Below are 19,178 nucleotides of genomic sequence, written 5' to 3' on the forward strand. Positions count from 1 at the left end.
GGCGGGCTGCGCTCCTTTTCGTTCGGCCGGATTCGGCTTTTACGCCCGGGCCGGCTCTTTTTCCTCCATCACGCAGCGCGTGGTGCCGAAGACCCCCATGTTGAGGTGCAGCGAGATGTATGCGAGCGCTTTCTGCGCCTTGACCGAGTTGCCGGCCTCGTCGAGCGGCGGGGCGAACGCCGCCACGCCCATGACGCCCGGCACCACGCCCATGATGCCGCCGCCGACACCCGTCTTGGCCGGAAGACCCGTCTGGAAGAGCCAGTCGCCTGTATGCTCGTAGAAACCCACGGTGGCCATCATCGAGGTGATCTTGGGCGCCAGCTCGGGTTTGAAGACGGGCTTGCAGGTGATCGGGTTCACGCCGCCGTTGGCGATGGTCGCCGCCATGACAGCCAGTTGCACGGCCGTCACGCCGATCGAACACTGGCGCGTGTAGATGTCCAGCGCCAGGTCGGGATCGTCGTAAATGCGATTATAATTCTTCAGTAGCCAGGCGATTGACTTGTTGTTAAAATTGGTCGCCGTCTCCGATTTGTACAACTCGTCGATCACCTCGACGGGCGAACCCGCCAGGTCGGCGATGAACTCCACGATCGCCTGCCACTTGCCTTGGCTGTCGCCCGTAGGGCGGATCATCGAGCAGGCCGAAATGGCGCCGGCGTTCACCAGCGGGGTCGAGGGGTGGTCCTTTTCCAGCAGGATCGCCATGATCGAGTTGAACGGAAGCCCCGTGGCGTCGGCGCCGATCTTCTGCAATACCTCCTCCCCGCTGTACTGGTTCATGGCCAGAATGGCCGTGGGGACTTTCGACACCGATTCGATGCCGAAGCGGTATTTGACATCGCCTACCGCGACCACGTCGCCATCGGGAAGACAGGCCGCGATGCCGAACAGGTCGGAGGGGACGTTGGCCAGGTAGGGGATGTAGTCGGCGTTCTTGCCGCCCGTTTCGTTCTTGCAGCGGTCGTAGGCCATTTCCAGAGCCTCCTGAACCGCCTGTTTGTCGATTTTCTGTATCATCGCTTCGTTATTTGTTGTGCAGTTCGGTGGACGAGGGTTTGGCGCCCGGCTGCGGGTCGGCCTTGACGGTCGTAGCGGTTGCGGCCGTGGCGGCGGCCGTGGCGGCGGTTACGGGCCGATGCTCCCAGTGGAACGGAGCGAACTGTGCGGCGGCCTCGGGGTCTTTCCACGAGGGTTTGCGCATGGCGTAGATCACGAACGGTGCGCCGACCACCACCACGCAGCCGATGATGAGCACCGAGAACCAGACGGTGTTGCTGCCCGTAGCGATCTGGCTGGGCGGCACGAAGCTCAGCACGAAAGCCAGCAGCGCGCCCAGGAAACCCAGACAGCCCAGGAACCACATCAGGCCGTTGCCCCTGCCCAGTCGGAACGGACGGGCCGTGTTTTTCATCTTGTAGCGCAGCACGATGGCGGCCGAGAACATGAGCATGTACATGATCAGGTACAACAGCACGGTGAGCTGCGAGAGAATCTGGTAGAACGACTGCACCGACGGCATGACCACGAACAGCAGCGCCAGCAGCGTGACGACGCAGCCCTGGATCAGCAGGATGTTGCGCTGCACGCCGTTGCGGTTGGTTTTTTGGAAGAACGGAGGCAGGTAGCCGGCCTTGCCCACGGCAAAGATACCTTTCGAAGGACCGGCCACCCACGTCAGTACGCCGGCCAGTACGCCGAACATCAGGGCGATGGCGATGATCGGCCCGGCCCAGGAGATGTGCAGGTACTTGAAGTAGTTGTCGAAGCCCACCAGCAGCGACTGCGTGAGGCTGATGTCCTTGGCCGGAATGATCAGGCCCAGCGAGAACGTGCCCAGGATGAAGATCAGCACCGTGACGAGCGAACCGATGATGATGGCCTTGGGGTAGTTGCGCGACGGGTTCTTGACGTCCATCACGTGGATACCCATCATCTCCATACCGGCGTAGAAGAGGAAGATGCTGCTGGCCAGCACCAGGTTGTTGAATTTCGACAGGTCGGGGAAGAAGCCCTGCGACATGTCCATGTTGTTGTGACCTCCGGTCGATATGTAAATGATACCCAGGATGATGAGCAGCGCGGCGGGGATGATCGTGCCGATCATGCCGCCCCATTTGCTGATCTTGCCGACCCAGCCCAGGCCCTTGAGGGCGATGAACGTGGCCACCCAGTAGATGGCCAGCACCATGATGAGCGTGAAGACCTTGTTCGAGGCCAGCGTGGCGTCGTGGGCGTCGTTCATGCCGATGAAAGCGATCGACACGGCGCCGAACGTCAGTACCGTGGGGTACCAGATCGTCGATTCGATCCATTGCAGCCAGATGGCCAGGAAGCCCGTGCGGGCCCCGTACGCTTCGCCGACCCAGCGGAATACTCCGCCCTGTTTGTCGGAGAACATGGCGGCCAGTTCGGCGGCCACCATGGCCGTCGGGATGAGGAACACGATGGCGGCGAAGAGGTAGTAGAATGCCGACGAGAGCCCGTAGACGGCCTCGGCGGGCAGTCCCCGAAGACTCACGACGGCCGTCACGTTCATGATGGCGAGTGTCATCACACTCAGCTTGAACCCGGTGCTTGTGGTAGTTTTCTTTACATCCATAATGTGTGAATTTGGTTTTTTTAACGCCTGCGAGCGGTGCAACTACCGTGCAAATCAGCTGCTGAACGCTCTTTTAACCCCCTCACGGCGCGAATGTTGACGAAAAAGCGTATATTTGCTCCCGGATAAACCCATCCCCGGATGAACGCCCTGCACGGTTGCGGGCCGTTCGATCCGCGGGGCGTAAACTCGATGCCTATGTCTCGTCTGTTGCTCATCCTGTGCGCTGCCGCTGCGCTCGTCGCGTGCGGCCGCCGCACGCCCTCGTCCCGTCCCGCCGCGGAGCCGGCCGCACCGGCGCGGGTATTCCTGCCGGCCATCGCCCCCTCGGCCCTTTCCGACGAGGAGAAGATCGACTACCTGCGCTGGCACTACTGGGACCGCTTCGATTTCGCGGACACGCTCTTCATCCGCGAGGCCGACACGCTGATGATGGCCGAGGCGTTCGCCCGTTACGCGGCGATTCTGGCCTCGCGTCCGACGGACGGCGCGCCGATGGACTCGCTCATGCGCCGGGCCGCCGCATCGCGTCCGATGCTCGACTATTTCGCTTTCCTGAGCGCGACGGTGCTCCACGACCCCAACTCCCCGCTGCGCAACGACGAATTCTACATACCGGTCCTCCGGGCCCAGCTCGCCAGTCCGTGGTACGACGAGTGGGAGCGCCTCGGCCCCGAATACGAGTTGCAGACGGCGATGCAGAACCGCCTGGGAGAGCGGGCCAACGATTTCCGCTACACGCTGGCGTCGGGCGCTACGGGGACGCTCTACGGCGTCAGGGCCGAATATGTGCTCGTTTTCATCAACAACCCCGGCTGCGCCCTCTGCAAGGAGATCCGCGAGCAGATCGTCTCCTCGCCGATGCTCACCGAGATGATCGAGCGCGGGCGGCTGAAAGTGGTGGCGCTCTATCCCGATGAGGACCTGACCGAATGGAGGGCCTACCGCGAGAAGATTCCGGCGAGCTGGATCAACGGCTACGACAAGGGGTGCGTCGTGCGCGAGACGAACTCGTACGACCTCTCGGCCATTCCGGCCCTCTACCTGTTGGACAGCGAGAAGCGCGTGCTGGTGAAAGACTCCACCGACGTAGGGTATATCGAAGAGGTGATCGACCGCCGCGGTTGAGGCCTGCACGATATAGGTTCTACCTATCGAACCATCAGAAAAGACAATAAGCAATCTATACCGAATTGATCCCGATTTGCTATCTTTGTACCACAAACAGAACATTCACTATCTAACTAAACAGACAAGATTATGGCAAAGAAATGGCGTTGTACCGTGTGCGGGTACATTCACGAAGGAGCGGAGGCACCCGAGCAGTGCCCGATGTGCAAGGTCGGCAAGGAGAAATTCGTCGAACTGGTCGAGCAGGAGGGGGACCTCGATTTCGTCACGGTCCACATGATCGGCGACGGCAAAGGCTCCAGCCCCGAGTTGTGGGAGGGCCTCCAGAACCACTTCATGGGCGAGTGCACCGAGGTGGGCATGTACCTGGCCATGAGCCGCCAGGCCGACCGCGAGGGCTATCCCGAGATCGCCGAGGCCTACAAGCGCTATGCGTGGGAGGAGGCCGAGCATGCCGCCAAGTTCGCCGAACTGATCGGCGAGGTGGTCTGGGACACCAAGACCAACCTCGAAAAGCGCATGAACGCCGAGTGCGGTGCCTGCGAGGACAAGATGCGTCTGGCCCGCATGGCCAAGGAGCAGAACCTCGATGCCGTGCACGACACCGTACACGAGATGGCCAAGGACGAGGCCCGTCACGGCAAGGGCTTCGAGGGGCTCTACAAGCGTTTCTTCGGCAAATAGCCGCGAAGCCGCAAGCGCGAACCGCCCCTGCCGCACATCGAGCGGCAGGGGCGGTTCGATGAAAAAGCCGCTGTACGGGACAGCGGCTTTTTTCGGTTGCGGGACTACTTGTGTCGGCGGAAGAGCGAGAAGAAGGAGAATTCCGAGAGCCAGGCGTAGGCCTCCTTGATGCGCGAAGCCACCTCGTAAACCGTGTCGAGCCGGTCGAGAATCTCCTCCAGCTCGCGGCGTACGGAGAGGAAATAGATCAGTGCGGAGAGCACGATGAAGAAACCTCCCGTGATAAGCCCGGCTACGGCCACCGATCCCGTCAGCTCCGCGAGCCACATGACGAACGCATAGATAATCAGCAGCGTCGCAATGATGGCGGAGAAGATGAACAGGAGCAGCGGGATGACGAAGCTGCCGCCCGATTTCCGGTTCTCTTTCATCGGCTTCTGCGTTTTAAGCGTCCTTGTCGCAATCGCAGTCAAGACCGTCGCACTCGCAATGAATCTTGTCAATTTCATTTTTAAGCCTGCGCGTTCCTTTGTCGGCCAGATTGCGGAGGTCTTCGCGTACCTCGGGGCCGCTTTTGGGCGTGAAGAGCATGGCCAGTGCGGCACCTACCAGTGCGCCGCCGAGAAAAGTAGTAAAACAGCTTGCAGAATGTTTCATAACAGTTGAAGATTTAAAATTCGGTAGTGCAAGTGCAAAGTCCGCGCCAAAAAGTGCTATCTTTGCCGCCGTGCGCAGCAATCCCGAAATAACCGTTTCGTTCACCGGACACCGGACCTATGCCGACCAGATACGCGAGGAACTGACGCGTCTGGTCGAAGAGTTGTACGCCGCCGGACGCAGGCGCTTTCTGAGCGGCATGGCCGCCGGATTCGACCTGGCGGCGGCCGAAGCGGTCCTGGGGTGCCGCGAGCGCCTCGAGGGGTTGCAACTGATTGCCGTAGTGCCGTTCGAGGGGCAGCAGGCACGCTTTACGCCTGCCGACCGGGAGCGTTTCGAGCGCGTGCTGGAGGCTGCCGACGAGCGGCTGGTCCTCGCTCCGGCCTTTCACCGCGGGTGCTATGCCGTGCGCAACGACTACCTGGTGCGCGAGGCGTCGCTCGTAGTGGCGTGGTACGACGGTTCCGCGGGGGGCACGCGCGATACCGTGCGGCGTGCGCTCCGGCGGGGACGTACGGTCCTGAACCTCTATCCAGCCGTTCGCCTGAGCGTGCAGCCCGTGCAGGGCGAACTCTTCTGAAAGAGAAAAGACGGCCGGAAGCCGTCTTTTTACTTGCGATCGCTCGAAATTCAGGATGCGCCGCCGGAGGAGGTCGATTCGATGCCGGCAAGCAGCTCCCCGGTACGCCGGAGCGCTTCGGCCGTTCCTCGCAGTTCCATCGGATAGACCAGCGTGGCCGTGACGAGCGACTGCCCGATGCGAATATGATGGCGCGTAAAGAGACGGGCGGGATGCTCCTTGTGACGCCCCTCGCTGCACAGCATCTCGCGTCCGCAACAGGTGGTCGGATGGGCGGGCGTGACGCCGCCGCCCGTGTAGAAGAGCGAATCGCGCTGCCGGACGAAACCGAGGATGTCCTCGATCCGCTCTGCGCCATCCAGCATCCCCTCGACGATTGTCACGTTCATCTCCCACAGATCGTCCTGCGTATACAGGAAATGTTGCGCACAGGTCGAGTCGGTTTCGGCGATTCGATCGACCTCGAAAGCCGTGAAACCTGCGGGAATGACAATGCGCAGGCCCGCTTCCGAAAGGGTGTAGCGCTGCGGTTCGTCGAGCCGCTCCGCCTGGCTGCCGCTCCCGAGCTGCGAGGAGAGCAGCAGCAGGCAGACCACGGCCGCAAGGCCGCAGGCCGCCGCTGCCGCCATGCCCGTCAGGGCGGCGAAGCGGCCGTTGCGGCGTTGAATCTGCATCCAGGACAAAAGCCCTTTTCCGGCCTGAACGGCGCCCCAGATCACGGCGCCCGTGGCGACGAAATAGCGGCCTCCGGCCTGGGTGAAATAGTAGGAACCGAACGAGAACGCCAGGCCGCCCAGGCACCACGCCGCTCCGGCCAGCAGGTTTTTGCGGGCTTCGGCCAGTTCGTTTGCGATGGCGATGGGCGTCGAGTCGGCGGCGGTTTCGGTCGGGGGAGCGAATTTTTCTGTCTCTTTCATGGCAGGGAATGAAAAAGCCCCGCCTTTCGCGGACGGGGCTTTGTCGATCGGATGCGGTCTATTTCCAGCAGAGAATCTTGTGGAAATCGTACTCCTCGGGGTTGGGGACGTACTTTTTGGCCGCTTCATAATCCTCGGGCGTGATGGCGTTGAGGATGTTCTCGACGACGGCCGTGAACTTGTCCGAACGGATGTCGACCAGACGGGGCGGAATCTTGCCCGTCGTGGGGTCTTGCAGGTCCTTGAGGTAGAGCGGGTTGACGTTGCCCTCCGAGTCGACGTAGACCATGCAGCCGGTCTTGCCCTCGGCGAAGAGCTGGTGTACGCCCAGACCCAGTTCCGAACAGTACGTCAGGTCGTAGGCGATCGGCGTCTGGCAACGGATTTCGTAGCCCAGTTCCACCGGACGGCTCTTGACCTTGAGGCCCAGCTCCTTGACCCTCTTTTCGATCAGCTCGTTGAAGATGTGCGCCTTGGAGACCTTGCCCAACTCGGGGTGTCCGTGGTCGTCGTAGGTGAAATGGACGCCGCTCTTGCGGATCTCCTCGTCCGATAGCGAGTGGAACACGCCCTCGGAGATGACCGCTGCGCCGTAGTCCATGCCCATGAGCTTGCGCTTGATGATGGACGAGATTACGAGGTTGACGATTTTTTCGACCGTGATCTCGGTCTGGTCGAACATTTCGGGGATGACGATCATCGGGTAGTGGCACGCCTCGCCGATGCCGAACGCCAAGTGCCCGGCCGAGCGGCCCATGGCGGCCAGCACGAACCAGTTGCCGCTCGTGCGGGCGTCGACGTAGACGGCGCGGGCGATGACGGCGCCCTTGTCCTTGGCCGACTCGTAACCGAACGTCGGCGTGCCCTTGGGAAGCGGCAGGTCGTTGTCGATGGTCTTCGGCACGTGGATGTTGGCGATGGGGTATCTCTTCGCCTCGAGGAACTTGGCGATGCGGTTGGCCGTCGAAGCCGTGTCGTCGCCGCCGACCGTGACGAGCAGCTTGACGTTGTTGTCGGTGAAGAACTTGAGGTTGAAATTATTTTCGAAATCGCTGTCCTTGGGTTTGAACCGGCTCATCTGGAGGAACGATCCGCCCTGGTTGAAGATGCCGTCGGCCATGGGGTAGTCGATGTCCACGGTGCGGGGCGAGGGGTTGAACAGGCCGGTGTAGCCCTCGTGCAGGCCGATTACGCGGTAACCTTTCCTCAGGAAAGTCTTGGCGACACTGCCCACCACGGTGTTCATGCCGGGTGCCGGTCCGCCGCCGGTCAGAATTGCAATAGCTTCTTTCATGGTTTCGATTGGGGTTTATTGTGTTTGAACCTTGGTAATTCCAATTTCGGATGGCCAAAAGTACGACAATTTTTTCAAACGGGCAAGAGAAAGGGAGGTCGTGAGGACCTCCCTTGGCTGGAAACGTGGTAATTATAGTTTACTCAACTACAGTTACGTTCACGGCCTGCTCGCCTTTCGCGCCGTTGCCGACCTCGAATTCGACCGCCTGACCCTCGTTGAGCGACTTGAAACCATCCGTTACGATACCCGAGAAATGAACGAAAATCTCTTTGCCGTTCTCTCCCGTAATGAATCCGTAGCCTTTCTTGCTATCGAACCATTTTACTTGACCTTTCATAAAAAAAGAATTAAAGTGTTAATTGTGTTCGGCAAAGTAAGGTAAAAAACCTTGGTTCTCAAAACTTTTTGGCATGTTTTTTCGTCTTCTGCGAAAAATTGTTATATTTGTCTCATCGTTCGGGACCTAACATGCGTGGTATGATGACGAAAAAACTGAAACTTGCACTGGCGGCCCTGCTGGGCTTTTCCGCGGCCTGCTCCACGGTGAAGAATGCGCCCTCGAAAGGCCAGACCGATCCCCGGCCGCAATCCGACACGGCGACGGCACCGGCCTGGGGCACGGGCGACCGGCCCCGCATCGTGGCGATGTACGGCGTGCGGACGCCCCGTGCGGACTCGCTCCGACGCAGCCGCTTCTCGGAGGTGGACCCCGTAGCCGAGCGTCCCGAGCCCGATTCGCTTTCGGAGGCGGTGGGGACCAAACCCGCCGACCGCTGATCCATGCCCGGTCGCCGGCTGGGGCTGCGCAAAAGACTGGCCCTCGATATTTTCTCCGATCTCTACCGTGCGACCGTAAGGGAGCACCGCCTGGATACGCTCTTCTGGGAGTGTACGCTGCGGTGCAACCTCGCGTGCCGCCACTGCGGGAGCGACTGCCGGGTCGATCCCGCCGTCGCGGACATGCCCCTGGCCGATTTCCTGAAAGTTTTGGACGAACAGATTACGCCCCATGTCGACCCGTCGGAGGTGCTCCTCATCTTCTCGGGCGGCGAGGTGCTCTTGCGCGACGACCTGGAACGGGCCGGTGCGGAGGTCACGCGCCGCGGGTATGCGTGGGGCATGGTGACCAACGGCATGGCGCTCACGGACGCACGGCTGCAAAGCCTCGTGGATGCGGGGCTGGCCAGCATCTCGATCAGCCTCGACGGCTTCGAGCGCGAGCACAACTGCATCCGCTGCAACCCCGCAAGTTACGACCGGGCGCTCGAAGCCGTGCGCCGCGTGGTCCGCGAGCCGGGGCTGACTTACGATGTGGTGACGTGCGTGACCGGAGCGCTGGTGCCGCAGCTGGAGGCGTTCCGCGACATGCTGATCGCCGAGGGGGTGCGTGCGTGGCGGCTCTTCTCGATCTTCCCGATGGGGCGGGCCAAGGACGATCCGACGCTCCGAATGACCGATGGCGAGTTCCGTCGGCTGCTCGATTTCATCCGCCGCACCCGACTGGAGGGGCGCATCGACGCCAGCTACGCCTGCGAGGGCTTTCTGGGCGGCTACGAGGCCGAGGTCCGCGATCGGTTCTACCAGTGTGCCGCCGGGGTTTCGATCGCTTCGATCCGTGCGGACGGCGCCATCTCGGGCTGCACCTCGATCCGGGCCGACTACCACCAGGGAAACATCTACCGCGACGATTTCTGGGAGGTGTGGCAAAACCGCTTCGAGCCGTTCCGCAACCGCGACTGGGCGCGCCGCGGAGCGTGTGCCGACTGCCGCATGTTCCGCTACTGCCTGGGCGGCGGAATGCACCTCCGGGGCGACGACGGGGAGTTGCTCTACTGCCACTACAAGCGGCTCTGAAAGGGTGGCCGGTCCGTTTCGGCACGCCTGCCGGAAAACCCCTGCACATTCGCATGTACAGGGGTTCAAGGCCCGCGAAAGGCTGAATAAGTTAGCGGGACCTATTCCCAGTGGAGCACCGGGTAGTTGGTAGTGCCTGGGGTTCCGAGGCTCTTCCAGAATTTCCCCTCGCCCGGATCGTTTCCGATCTTCCATCCCGGATCGTCCGCTTGCGGCCACTCGGTAGCCGAGAAACGTTGCGTGCCCGTCAGTAGCGGTTTGTCCGCTGCCGTATAATAGCAATCCGACCGGTGCGTGAGAAGACTCCAGAAGACGATCTCGAAATTCCCGTCATCTTTGCCCTGAGCCTGTGCCTCGAAGATCTCGTCGGGTGCAGGGGAGACTACGCCGGTATTGTAGCAGGACAAAAACAGGCTGTATTCGCTGTCATTATTGCCCCGCTGCGCCTCGCCGGTTATGCCGCCGGTATAACCGCTCTTGCTGTTGTTCGTGATCGCCCCGGTGTTGTAGCAACCGTAGACCTGCATGGGCGGCGAGGTAATCACGCCGATGATGCCGCCGATATGAACGGTCGAATTCGCGGCCCCGATCGAAATGTCGGCGGTATTCTTGCATCCGGTGACCGTGCTTCCGGATATTGAGCCGACGATACCGCCGAAACAGTATTTCTGGCTGCTGATCGCCACGCTCTCTTCGAACTTGCCCGCGAACGAGCAGTCGTGGATATAGCTTTCTCCCAGCGCTCCTGCGCGGACGAACCCTGCGATGCCTCCGACAAAGCAGTTTGCGTTTCCGCCGTACTCGATGGTCGCCTTGCTGTGGCAGTTGATGACTGTCGTCCCGTTCTCGACCCATCCGCAGATTCCGCCCAGATTGGCTTCCGCTTCGGTTGTGCCCTGGATTACGCCCTCGAACAGGCAGTGCCGGATCAGCGACCCCTCCTGCGCATTGGCGCAGATGCCGGCCACTTGTTTTTTGCCGCGCACCGACCCCTCGACGCGCACGTTGCGGATCGTGCTGCGCTGCACCAGACCGAACAGGGCGCTGTTCATCTGATCGGGCGTGTCCACGTTGAGCCCCTTGATGGTGTGGTTGGTCCCGTCGAACGTCCCCTTGAATACCACCGGGTTGGTCGTAAACCATTGCGCGATCGGCTTCCACGGTTTGCCGCCCAGGTCGAGGTCCTTGCCGAGCGTGAAGACCCAGCCGTCGAACGTGTTTTCGACGCTCGCGTTGCTCTGCTGCGAGAGCCAGGCCAGGTCCGAGGCCCGCATGATCGTAGCGGTTTTGGCCGTTTCATCGAGGTCCTCCGGCTCGGTGACCGAGATGCCGTCCCAGGTCGCTGCGGTCGGAGGGGGCGGGTTTTCGCCGCCGTTGTCTTTCGAGCAGCCTGCGGGCAGGACGAGGGCTGCGAAAAGGAGAAATGAGAAAATTCGTTTCATGGTTGCTTTTTTTAATTTGATTTGTTGATAAGGGAAGCCTGATTTGCATCTGTTCACGGGATCAAAAATAGCGGCTGCCGCCCGAAGAACGGACACATTTCAACATTTGCGACCGATTCCCGGCCCCGTGAGCCCATTTCGGGACAAACCGTTTGCGGCGAAATCGCTTGCAGCCCGATGCGTTAGACGAATATGTAGTAATGAAAGCCTCCCTTATCAAAGGGAGGTTTGGAGGGATTGTCGATATAAGTCGGGTTTATCCCGACCAATAAAAAAAGAGTGCATCGATCATGCACTCTTTTTTTATTGGTCGGGGAGACTGGATTCGAACCAGCGACCTCCAACTCCCGAAGCTGGCGCGCTAACCGGACTGCGCTACACCCCGAACAAAGCTCTTAGGATTTCAAGAGCGCACAAAGATACGTCGAAAAACCGAAACGACAAAATAATTTTCGCAAAAAATAGCTACTCGCGCCGAAACCTTTTTCGCTTTTTTCTTGCATTTCGGACTTGAATTTCGTATATTGTCCCTGACCTAAACTTATTGTCCCATGCGTTATTTCACTATGGACGAAGCCTTGCGTTCGGCAACGGCCCTTAAACTCGGCATCGACAATACGCCGACCGACGAACACCGCCGTCATATCGAGGAGTCGATCATCCTCTGTCTGGATCCGCTGCGCGGGGAGTGGGAGCGTTTCTGCGAGCGCAATCTGCTGGGAAAGGCCGGGATCGTCATCTCGTCGGGCTACCGCGGGTTCCGGCTCAACGCCGCCGTCGGCGGCAGCACGACCTCGGCCCACTGCGTGGGGTATGCTTTCGACCTGGTTCCGTCGAACGGCCGCATGCGGGAGTTCAAGCGCTTCTGCCGCGAGTGGTTCGCCACGCACCCTTTCGACCAGCTGATCTCCGAGGACGAGGGGGCCGACGGCCTGCCGCGCTGGATGCACGTGGGTTTCCGCAACCGCGACGGCCGCCAGCGCCGCCAGCTGCTCTCGATGCGGCGCGGGCAGTACTATCCGATGAGTTGAATCCGAAATGCGGAAGCATCGAAAGGTGCTTCTTTTTTTACCGTAAGGAGCGAGGCGTGCGGCTTTCGCTTCTTTTTTTTGCCGAAAGGGCGGGGCGTGCGGCTCCGCCCTTTTCTTGTGAAGTGGGTCAGGGCCGGTCGCGCAGCACGACGGCGGCGATCAGAATGAGCGGAAGATAATCCTTGAGCGCGATGCGCAGCGAACCGAGCGCCCGCTGCATTTCGCGGTGTACCTGCCGCTGCGAGAGGTTGTATTTGCGGGCGATCTCCTGGTAGGTGAGGTTGTCGTCGCGGTGGGAAAGGTAGACTTTGCGGGTGATCTCCGGCAGCGAGACCAGCCGTGACCGGAATATGGCCGCCACCTCGCTGGTGAACAGCCGCTTGGTCAGTTCGCAATCCTCCAGCACGGCCATGTCCTGCTGCAACTCCCACTGGGCGAACTTGTAGATCGTCTGCTGTGCTTTCTGGTGGATTCGCTGATCGCGCAGATACATCAGGCACTTTTTCTTGACGATGCCCAGAATGTAGGCCTGCGGGCTGTTTTCCAGCTGCAACCGCTCGCGGTTCTCCCAGTAGTAGACGAAACTGTCCGTCACGAGGTCCTCCGCGATGTGGTCGTCGTGAACGTAAGACCTTGCTATGACCGTGAATTTCCGCTTGTAATCGGAATAGAGGCGGTCGAAGAGGTCGGAGGTAATATGGCCTTGCGGATACATCGTATGCTGGTTGCGTCGATCAAAGATAACCATTATTTTGCAATTCCCGATAGGAATGCACGTATATGACCTTTTATGACATCGAAATGATCGGTTTTTTCCATCGTCCGGGTGCGTATGAGGCCGGTTCGATTATTAAATAAATTTAATTGCACACGGAGGGGGTCAACCCGCCCCTCGGTGTGCAACATATATATACAGCAACAGAAAATGAAAAATATGATCGACTTATTATTCAAGTACTTTCGGGGCGAGACGACGCCCGAGGAGGAGCAGCGGATCGGGCAGTGGCTGGAGGATGACCCGGTGGAGAACGCCAAACAGTATAAAACCGCCCGTTTCATCTTCGAGGGCAGCGTGCTCTATGGGCGTCCGCATCTGCTCTCGGGGATGCTTGCCTGGCGCCGGATCGGCCGTTATGCCGCCGCCGTGGCTGCCGCCGTCGTGCTGATGCTCGGCACCGGCTATTTCATCCGCCAGCAGACATTCGAGTCGCTCAGCGGACAGCTGGCCGTGTTGGAGACCCCCGCCGGGCAGCGGGCCCGGATGGTGCTGCCCGACGGCACGCAGGTGTGGCTCAATGCCGATACCCGCATGGAGTATCCGGCCGTCTTCGCCAAGGGCGAACGCCGCGTGAAGCTGGCGGGCGAAGCGTTGTTCGAGGTCGTCCACGACAGCCGCAGCCCGTTCATCGTCGAGACGTTCGCTTCGGAGGTCGAGGTGCTGGGCACGCGCTTCAACGTGCTGGCCGACGCCGGCAGCAACCTCTTCTCGACCATGCTCTTGCAGGGGCGGGTCAAGGTGACCAACCGCTCCGACGAGCGGGATGTCATCATCATGAACCCCGACGAGGTGGTCAACCTCGTGGACGGACGGCTCACGCTGGACAACCGGCAGGACCCGGCGGCGCTGTGCTGGCTGGACGGACAGGTCAGCTTCGGCGGCCTGGCGTTCGATGCGCTCATGTCGCGCTTCGAAAAGGCTTTCGGCGTGAAGATAATCATCGAGCGCGCCGATCTTCCCAAGACCGGTTACTCGCGCGGCAAGGTGCGGGTTGCGGACGGGATCGACCATGCGCTGCGCGTCCTGCAACATTCGATCGATTTCACCTATGAAAAGGACGAAATGAACAATACCATCACCATCCGATGATGGAAAAAACTATCGATAATCCCTAAATGCGACTGCCTATGATATAGAACCCAAGCAACCCATCTCAACAGTGCTGCCGGTATAAAAAAACCTGCGGATGCCCACCATCCGCAGGAAAGTAACAGACAGCCTGAATTTCAGTACTCAAGTACCCATTACTTAACTTTACAAAAGTATGAATAAAACAGTATTCTGCAAAATTAGGACACTGTTTGGACTCGCTATGACCCTTTCTCTGTGCTTCGGCGTCCTAACTGCCAAAGGCCAGAGCGCCCGGATCGATCTCCACCTGGAGAATGTCCGGCTCGAGCAGGCGATCAGCGAGATCGAAAAACAGACCTCCTATCTCTTTGTGGCCCGCAACGTCGACGTAAACAAACCTGTCAGCATCGACGTCCGAAATCAACCGATCGAACAAGTTTTGGCCCAACTCTTCGAGGGCACCGAAATCGGTTACAAGGTCGACGGGGTCAACATCATCCTCGACAAAAAACCGATCTCCGAAAAACCCGTGCAGGTGCGCGGCAAGGTGCTCGACGCCAGCGGGAATCCCGTCATCGGAGCCACCGTAATCGTGCGGGGCACGACGCTCGGAACCAGCACCGGTGCCGACGGTTCGTTCGCGCTTCAGATTCCCCCCCCCGCCTCGGCGGCCTACCTCGAAATCAACTACCTCGGGTACGAACCCGCGACGATTGCCGTGGGCAATCGGACTGATTTTGCTGTTACGCTCCGCGAGGCCGCGTCCGAGATCGAATCGGTCGTGGTCACTGCTCTTGGTATTAAGCGCGAACAGAAAGCCCTGAGCTACAACGTACAGCAGGTCAACTCCGAGGACCTCACCACGGTCAAGGACGCCAACTTCATCAACTCGCTGACGGGCAAGGTCGCCGGCGTGACGATCAACGCCTCGTCGTCGGGTGTGGGCGGCGCTTCGAAGGTCGTGCTGCGCGGTAACAAGTCAATCGCCCAGTCGTCGAACGTGCTCTACGTGATCGACGGTATTCCCATGTACAACTTCGGCGGCGGTGGCGGCACGGAGTTCGACTCGCGCGGCGCTACCGAAGCCATAGCCGACATCAACCCCGAGGACATCGAATCCATGTCGGTGCTGACGGGTGCCGCGGCTGCGGCACTTTACGGCTCGGAGGCGGCCAACGGTGCCATCATGATCACCACCAAAAAGGGAGAGTCGGGTGCCTTGAAAGTCACCCTTTCGAGCAACACCGAGTTCCTGGACCCCTTTACGCAGCCCGATTTTCAGAACCGCTACGGTACGGGCAGCGACGGCAAGCGAAGCGGATCGAACGGATACAGCTGGGGCGAGAAGCTCCTTCCGGCTGCCCGCTACGGTTATACGCCCTCCGACTTTTTCGATACGGGACATGTCTACACCAACGCCGTGACCGTTTCGGGCGGTACGGACAAGAACCAGACCTATTTTTCGGCCGCCGCGGTCAATTCGGACGGGATCATTCCCAACAACCAGTACGACCGTTACAACTTTACGTTCCGCAACACCTCCTATTTTCTCAAGGACAAGCTCAAGCTGGATGCGAGTGCCAGCTACATCTACCAGCAGGACCAGAACATGACCAACCAGGGTGTCTACTCCAACCCGCTGGTTCCGGCTTACCTCTTCCCGCGCGGAACGGATTTCGAGCCTTACCGGATTTTCGAGCGTTACAATCCGGCCAGCAAACTGATGGAACAGTTCTGGCCGGATGACCTTGCGGGCGACCTGAGGATGCAGAACCCCTACTGGATCGCCTACCGAAACCTGCGCAATACGGACAAGAAGCGTTACATGCTTTCGTTCTCGGCCAGTTACGACATCCTGCCGTGGATGAGTGTGGCGGGGCGCGTGCGTCTGGACAACTCCAATTCGCTCTACACGCAGAAGCTCTACGCCACCTCGAATACGACCATTACGGACGGCGGTAAGAACGGCCATTACACCGAGGCACGCGCCTACGACACGCAGACCTACGCCGACGTGATGCTGAACATCAACAAGACCTTCGGTTCGGACTGGTCGCTGACGGCCAACATCGGTGCCTCGATCAACAACATCAAGACCGACGAAATGTCCTATCGCGGTCCGATCCAGGAGAACGGTCTGCCGAACGTCTTCAACGTCTTCGACCTGGACGATGCCAAGAAGCGCGCCGAGAAAACCGGCTGGCAGGAGCAGACGCAGTCCATTTTCGCCTCGGTCGAGGTAGGGTGGAAGCAGATGCTCTACCTGACCGTCACGGGACGTAACGACTGGGCTTCGCAGCTGGCCGAATCCCCCGAGGCATCGTTCTTCTACCCCTCGGTGGGCCTTTCGTGGGTTCCCACCTCGCTCTGGGACCTGGGCTCGGCGCTGAGCTACCTGAAGATTCGCGGTTCGATCGCTTCGGTCGGTATGCCCTTCCCGCGCCACCTGACCATTCCCACCTACGAGTACGACGCGACGAACAAGGTCTGGAAAGCCAAGACGCACTATCCGATCGGCGACCTGCATCCCGAGCGCACGCGCACCTATGAGCTGGGTCTGGACGCCCGCCTGTGGAAGCATTTCAACCTGAGCGCTTCGTGGTACTGGGCCGACACCTACAACCAGACGTTCGACCCGCAGATTTCGGTCTCGTCGGGTTATTCGACCATCTACCTGCAAACGGGCCATGTCCGCAATACGGGTGTCGAGGCCACGCTGGGCTACAACAACCGGTGGCGCGATTTCGGCTGGTCGTCGAACGTCACCTTCTCGTGGAACAAGAACGAGATTGTCGAACTGGTCCATAACTACGTGCATCCCGAGACGGGTCAGCCCATCACCAAGGAGCGTCTCGAAATCAAGGGCCTGGGCAAGGCCAAGTACATCCTCAAGCCGGGCGGTACGCTGGGTGACCTCTACACCAACTCCGACCTGGTCTACAACGACAACGGGTTCATCGAGGTGGACAAGAGCGGCAACGTGCTCATCAAGGACGACTACCAGGACGATATCTTCCTGGGTTCGGTATTCCCGAAATACAACCTTGCCTGGCGCAATGATTTCAGCTACAAGGGGCTGAATCTGGGTGTGCTCGTCACGGCCCGCGTGGGCGGCATCTGCTACTCGGCCACGCAGGCCAACCTCGACCTGTACGGCGTGTCGGAGGCTTCGGCCGCCGCCCGCGATGCCGGCGGGGTGATGATTAACGGGCGCGACGTGATCGACTCCCAGAAATGGTTTCAGGCAATCGGTTCGCAGTCGGGTCTGCCGCAGTACTACACCTATTCGGCCACCAACGTACGCCTTCAGGAGCTTTCGCTGGGTTACACGCTTCCGCGCAAATGGTTCCGCAACAAGATGGGGCTCACCGTTTCGTTCGTGGGCCGCAACCTGTGGATGATCTACTGCAAGGCGCCGTTCGACCCCGAAGCCGTGGCCTCGACGGGGATGAACTATCAGGGCATCGACTATTTCATGATGCCGTCGATGCGCAGCCTGGGCTTCAACGTTAAATTCGATTTTTAAAGTTCGAACAGCATGAAAAAGATCAATTCATACAGGCAGCTTTTGCTGCTATCGGTAGTGCTGCTCACATTGTCGGCCTGCACGGGTGATTTCGCGGACATCAACCGCAACCCCAACGAGGTGACTGACGAACAGATGCAAGCAAACAATTACAAGACGGGCACCAACATCAAAACCTTGCAGGGACTGGTCGTCCCGACGCAGGAGCACCGTTACCAGTTCATCGAGAGCATGGTCGGAGGTCCGTTCGGCGGGTATATCTCCGCGACGATGGATACCTGGACGACCAAGTTCGAGACCTTCAACCCGTCGTCCGTCTGGCGCAGCGTTCCCTTCGTGGACATGATTTCCGACACCTACGAACCCTACCGCGAGGTAATCAACGGCACGGACGACGAGGTGGCACACGCCCTGGCTCAGCTGTTCCGTATAGCGATCATGCACCGCGTATGCGACAGCTACGGCCCGATTCCCTACACCAAAGTGATGGAAAACACGACCGAGTCGCTCGAAGTGGCTTACGATACGCAGAAGGAGGTCTACACCCAAATGTTCACCGAACTGGACGCCGTGATCGCCTCGCTCGAGGAGAACATCTCCCTGCCCTCGGATGCGTTCAGCCGTTACGATGCGGTCTACTACGGCAACGTCGGGCAGTGGCTTAAATTCGCCAACTCGCTCAAGCTCCGCATGGCCATGCGCCTGACCGAGGTCGAGCGCGAAACGGCCCGCACCAAGGGCGCCGAAGCGATCGCCGCCGGCGTGATCGAGGTCAATGCCGACAACGCCGTGCTGCATACGAACGACAACCGCATGACGCTGATCTACAACGACTGGGGCGACCACCGCGTCGGGGCCGACATCCTCAACTACATGAACGGCTACGACGACCCGCGTCTGGAGAAGATGTTCACCACGGTCACGCTGGTCGAGAACGGCGAGGAGGTGCCGGGTTATGTCGGTCTGCGCATCGGCATCACGCCCACGAGCAAGTCGCAGGCCGTGGCTTCCTATTCGAACATGAAAGTCGAGTCGACGACGCCCTACCTGTGGATGAACGCCGCCGAGGTGACGTTCCTCAGGGCCGAGTGGGAGCTGCGCTTCGGGTCGTCCGATGCGGCCAAATCGTTGTACGAGCAGGGCGTCAAACTCTCGTTCGAGGAGCGCGGCGCCAGCGGCGCGGACAACTACCTCGCCGATGCTTCGAGCACGCCCGACGCCTACAAGGACCCGCTCAACAAATTCTCCGTGGCCGCGCCCCAGAGCACGATCAAGATCGCCTGGAGCGCCTATACCACCCAGGAGGAACACCTCGAACAGATCATCACCCAGAAATGGATCGCCATGTTCCCCTTGGGCACCGAAGCCTGGGCCGAGTACCGCCGCACGGGCTATCCGCGGCTGCTTCCGGCCGTCGAGAACAACAGCGGCGGCACGGTCGATGCGACCTGCGGCGCGCGGCGTCTGGCCTATCCCGTCGAGGAGTATACCGAGAACCCGACCAACCTCCAGGCGGCTATTTCGGATCTGAACGCCGAGTCGGTCCACGGCACCGGCGACAACATGGGTACCCGCGTATGGTGGGATCGAAAAAACCTTAATTAG

General features: G+C 60.0%; 18 protein-coding genes and 1 tRNA gene. 9 read left to right on the plus strand and 10 right to left on the minus strand.

Annotated features, from left to right (window positions below; translation table 11 throughout):
* Window positions 1-39 precede the first annotated feature (39 nt).
* Together glsA and gadC are read right to left on the minus strand one after the other, a co-directional pair.
* Complete coding sequence (glsA, locus tag ACMQ11_RS08405) at window positions 40-1,023, minus strand: glutaminase A (protein WP_418992319.1); 984 nt, start codon at window positions 1,021-1,023, stop codon at window positions 40-42.
* 7 nt (window positions 1,024-1,030) lie between these two features.
* Window positions 1,031-2,605, minus strand: coding sequence for a putative glutamine/gamma-aminobutyrate antiporter GadC (gene gadC, locus ACMQ11_RS08410; RefSeq protein ID WP_418992320.1), 1,575 nt, complete (start codon window positions 2,603-2,605; stop codon window positions 1,031-1,033).
* A 198-nt stretch (window positions 2,606-2,803) separates the two neighbouring features.
* Between gadC and ACMQ11_RS08415 the strand changes: the two genes are divergently transcribed.
* Both ACMQ11_RS08415 and ACMQ11_RS08420 read left to right on the plus strand, forming a co-directional pair.
* A complete protein-coding gene (locus tag ACMQ11_RS08415; RefSeq protein ID WP_418992321.1) occupies window positions 2,804-3,733 on the plus strand; it encodes a DUF5106 domain-containing protein in 930 nt (309 codons plus the stop codon).
* Between the two features lie 132 nt (window positions 3,734-3,865).
* Entirely contained in the window at window positions 3,866-4,420 is a 555-nt protein-coding gene (locus tag ACMQ11_RS08420; protein ID WP_418992322.1) for an NADH peroxidase, read from the plus strand.
* A gap of 104 nt (window positions 4,421-4,524) precedes the next feature.
* Here ACMQ11_RS08420 and ACMQ11_RS08425 read toward each other — a convergent pair whose 3' ends face one another.
* Together ACMQ11_RS08425 and ACMQ11_RS08430 are read right to left on the minus strand one after the other, a co-directional pair.
* On the minus strand, window positions 4,525-4,851 hold the full coding sequence (locus ACMQ11_RS08425) for a hypothetical protein (RefSeq protein WP_418992323.1): 327 nt from the start codon (window positions 4,849-4,851) through the stop codon (window positions 4,525-4,527).
* Between the two features lie 13 nt (window positions 4,852-4,864).
* Window positions 4,865-5,077 carry a YtxH domain-containing protein gene (locus ACMQ11_RS08430; protein WP_418992324.1) on the minus strand — a complete coding sequence of 71 codons (213 nt, stop codon included), beginning with the start codon at window positions 5,075-5,077 and terminating at the stop codon, window positions 4,865-4,867.
* A gap of 70 nt (window positions 5,078-5,147) precedes the next feature.
* On the opposite strand from ACMQ11_RS08430, the gene ACMQ11_RS08435 reads away from it, so the two are divergent.
* A complete protein-coding gene (locus ACMQ11_RS08435; RefSeq protein WP_418992325.1) occupies window positions 5,148-5,657 on the plus strand; it encodes an SLOG family protein in 510 nt (169 codons plus the stop codon).
* A gap of 50 nt (window positions 5,658-5,707) precedes the next feature.
* Here ACMQ11_RS08435 and ACMQ11_RS08440 read toward each other — a convergent pair whose 3' ends face one another.
* The 3 genes from ACMQ11_RS08440 to ACMQ11_RS08450 form a co-directional block, all read right to left on the minus strand.
* Complete coding sequence (locus ACMQ11_RS08440) at window positions 5,708-6,574, minus strand: hypothetical protein (protein WP_418992326.1); 867 nt, start codon at window positions 6,572-6,574, stop codon at window positions 5,708-5,710.
* Window positions 6,575-6,632: 58 nt separating this feature from the next.
* Window positions 6,633-7,868: a 6-phosphofructokinase gene (locus tag ACMQ11_RS08445; RefSeq protein WP_418992327.1), complete on the minus strand. Its 1,236-nt coding sequence runs from the start codon at window positions 7,866-7,868 to the stop codon at window positions 6,633-6,635.
* A gap of 139 nt (window positions 7,869-8,007) precedes the next feature.
* Complete coding sequence (locus tag ACMQ11_RS08450) at window positions 8,008-8,208, minus strand: cold-shock protein (protein WP_418992328.1); 201 nt, start codon at window positions 8,206-8,208, stop codon at window positions 8,008-8,010.
* 140 nt (window positions 8,209-8,348) lie between these two features.
* Here ACMQ11_RS08450 and ACMQ11_RS08455 point away from each other — a divergent pair, with 140 nt between their 5' ends.
* Both ACMQ11_RS08455 and ACMQ11_RS08460 read left to right on the plus strand, forming a co-directional pair.
* The gene (locus tag ACMQ11_RS08455; RefSeq protein WP_418992329.1) at window positions 8,349-8,648 is read left to right on the plus strand and encodes a hypothetical protein; all 300 of its coding nucleotides are present in this window, start codon (window positions 8,349-8,351) and stop codon (window positions 8,646-8,648) included.
* Between the two features lie 3 nt (window positions 8,649-8,651).
* Window positions 8,652-9,725: a TIGR04133 family radical SAM/SPASM protein gene (locus tag ACMQ11_RS08460; RefSeq protein WP_418992330.1), complete on the plus strand. Its 1,074-nt coding sequence runs from the start codon at window positions 8,652-8,654 to the stop codon at window positions 9,723-9,725.
* Window positions 9,726-9,826: 101 nt separating this feature from the next.
* Here ACMQ11_RS08460 and ACMQ11_RS08465 read toward each other — a convergent pair whose 3' ends face one another.
* Together ACMQ11_RS08465 and ACMQ11_RS08470 are read right to left on the minus strand one after the other, a co-directional pair.
* Window positions 9,827-11,167 (minus strand): GLUG motif-containing protein, encoded by a 1,341-nt coding sequence (locus ACMQ11_RS08465; RefSeq protein WP_418992331.1) that lies wholly within the window; start codon window positions 11,165-11,167, stop codon window positions 9,827-9,829.
* 307 nt (window positions 11,168-11,474) lie between these two features.
* A tRNA-Pro gene (locus ACMQ11_RS08470) sits at window positions 11,475-11,552 on the minus strand.
* Between the two features lie 166 nt (window positions 11,553-11,718).
* Here ACMQ11_RS08470 and ACMQ11_RS08475 point away from each other — a divergent pair.
* Complete coding sequence (locus ACMQ11_RS08475) at window positions 11,719-12,198, plus strand: D-Ala-D-Ala carboxypeptidase family metallohydrolase (RefSeq protein WP_418992332.1); 480 nt, start codon at window positions 11,719-11,721, stop codon at window positions 12,196-12,198.
* 127 nt (window positions 12,199-12,325) lie between these two features.
* Here ACMQ11_RS08475 and ACMQ11_RS08480 read toward each other — a convergent pair whose 3' ends face one another.
* Window positions 12,326-12,946 carry an RNA polymerase sigma-70 factor gene (locus ACMQ11_RS08480; protein ID WP_418992333.1) on the minus strand — a complete coding sequence of 207 codons (621 nt, stop codon included), beginning with the start codon at window positions 12,944-12,946 and terminating at the stop codon, window positions 12,326-12,328.
* 186 nt (window positions 12,947-13,132) lie between these two features.
* Here ACMQ11_RS08480 and ACMQ11_RS08485 point away from each other — a divergent pair, with 186 nt between their 5' ends.
* From ACMQ11_RS08485 to ACMQ11_RS08495, 3 genes are all read left to right on the plus strand, one after another.
* On the plus strand, window positions 13,133-14,065 hold the full coding sequence (locus ACMQ11_RS08485) for a FecR family protein (protein ID WP_418992334.1): 933 nt from the start codon (window positions 13,133-13,135) through the stop codon (window positions 14,063-14,065).
* A 223-nt stretch (window positions 14,066-14,288) separates the two neighbouring features.
* Window positions 14,289-17,573: a TonB-dependent receptor gene (locus ACMQ11_RS08490; RefSeq protein ID WP_418992335.1), complete on the plus strand. Its 3,285-nt coding sequence runs from the start codon at window positions 14,289-14,291 to the stop codon at window positions 17,571-17,573.
* Window positions 17,574-17,585: 12 nt separating this feature from the next.
* Complete coding sequence (locus ACMQ11_RS08495) at window positions 17,586-19,178, plus strand: SusD/RagB family nutrient-binding outer membrane lipoprotein (RefSeq protein WP_418992336.1); 1,593 nt, start codon at window positions 17,586-17,588, stop codon at window positions 19,176-19,178.

Source organism: Alistipes sp. (assembly GCF_048465575.1).
In the GTDB taxonomy this organism is placed as follows: Bacteria; Bacteroidota; Bacteroidia; order Bacteroidales; family Rikenellaceae; genus Alistipes.